Origin of the sequence: Acidaminococcus sp. HCP3S3_G9_1 (assembly GCF_052122455.1) — a bacterium.
Taxonomy (GTDB): domain Bacteria; phylum Bacillota; class Negativicutes; order Acidaminococcales; family Acidaminococcaceae; genus Acidaminococcus.
The window spans coordinates 1-1,762 of the sequence record NZ_JBQKCH010000032.1 but is presented as its reverse complement, the minus strand read 5'-3'; the positions used below and the strand labels follow the sequence as shown (position 1 = coordinate 1,762).

The 1,762-nt window shown below is 46.8% G+C and carries 2 protein-coding genes; both read left to right on the top strand.

From position 1 onward, the window contains the following. Positions 1-173: 173 nt before the first annotated feature. Entirely contained in the window at positions 174-578 is a 405-nt protein-coding gene (locus tag ACTQY1_RS11160; protein WP_012938407.1) for an HTH domain-containing protein, read from the top strand. A gap of 11 nt (positions 579-589) precedes the next feature. Continuing rightward, positions 590-1,588: an IS3 family transposase gene (locus ACTQY1_RS11155; RefSeq protein WP_441374207.1), complete on the top strand. Its 999-nt coding sequence runs from the start codon at positions 590-592 to the stop codon at positions 1,586-1,588. The last annotated feature ends 174 nt before the right edge of the window (positions 1,589-1,762 follow it).

The window sequence follows — 1,762 nt, the reverse complement described above, 5'->3', positions numbered from 1 at the left end:
TATACTGTACCCATAAGTGTGGACACTTTTTAAGAGTAGCACCTGCCCACAAAATTGGACAGGCTACAATTTGAATCCTTTAAAATTGGCGTGCTCATTTTTGGACCCAACCTATTGAACACAATCATATGCATGTGGTATCCTCAAATCCAATAAAGCCAAGGAGAATCCACATGAGCAGAAAACTTTTTACTGAGGAGCAGATTGCAGCGTTGCGCCAGAACCCTTATGTGTATAGCGTAAGCCGCTCTACCCTGGTCCTGAGGAAGTCCTTTAAAGAAATCTTTTACACCGAATATATGGAAGGAGTCTATCCTAAAGACATCTTCAAAAAATACGGCTTTGACCCTGCTGTGCTGGGCGAAAGACGCATTGGCGGTGCTCTCCAGCATATCAAAGAGGAATATGCCAAATATGGTTGTTTCTATGAAGGCAGGAGACCCGCCGACAGGTCTGACACCGCCGCCAAGGTCAAGCCTGAAGATGACATTAAGGCCCTCAGACATGAAGTTGAATACTTGCGGCAGGAAGTGGAATATTTAAAAAAAATTTCCGCGATCAAGAACACAAAAAGGTAGGTTCTCTGCTCATGAACGATTCCTCTTGTGTGTTCGAAATCATAGAAAAGACGGTAAGTACCAGCGAGAACAGACTTTCCATCAGCAGTTTATGCAAGATGGCAGGCGTGTCCCGAAGCGGTTATTATGCCTGGGTAAAGGCGGAAGCATTTCGGCAGGCCCAGCAAGAACAGGACCGCAAGGACTTTGAACTGATCCTTGCCGCTTACAAAAGACGGGGGTACAAGAAGGGCGCCCGCAGCATCTATATGGAGCTGCTCCACATGGATCCGCCCGTCATTATGAATGTGAAGAAAATCCGTCGTCTGATGAAAAAGTTCCACCTGCTTTGCCCCATCAGGAAGGCGAATCCCTATCGGCAGCTGGCGAAAGCCCTGAAGACCAATACGGTGGCCGATAATCTGCTGCAGCGCCAGTTTGAGGACTATGGTCCTCGCATGGTACTGCTGACAGATATTACCTATCTTCCTTACAATGGGATTTTTGCTTATCTTTCCACCATACTGGATGCCTATACCAAGCAGATTCTGGCGTATGTCCTCAGCGATTCTTTGGAGGTGGATTTCGTGGTAGAAACGGTGAACAACCTGATTCGAGATCACGGCGTCTCACTGCATGCTGAAACCATCGTGCATTCTGACCAGGGTTGCCATTACACGAGTCACAGCTTCATCGATATCCTCCATGACAAGAATCTTAGACAGTCTATGTCACGACGAGGGAATTGCTGGGACAATGCGCCGCAGGAAAGCTTCTTCGGCCGTATGAAAGACCATGTGAAAAAGAAAATTGCAGCAGCAGTAAGCTTTGGGGAGGTGAAGGCCATCGTAGATGATTACATGGATTATTACAACAACGAGCGCTACCAGTGGGAACTGGCGAAACTGTCGCCAAACGAGTTCTACCAATTTGTAACAACAGGGGTTTATCCGCTCGATATTCCCAAGATGCCCGAGGTTCCTACATTGAAGCGGAGAGCCTGTGAGCTGGGGAACCAGCTCACCTCATAAAATAGCAAAAACAGCCATTTTATGAGTAAGGAGCCAGTGCATAAGATTGGATGGTTAGGGGCCTTCTGATAGACAATTACCAAACGTCCATTTTAAAGGTACCAGGATTGTTGAACTGTCTAAAACAAGGGGTCCTACTTTTAGAAACTGTCCTTGACAAGGGGTACGGTTTAC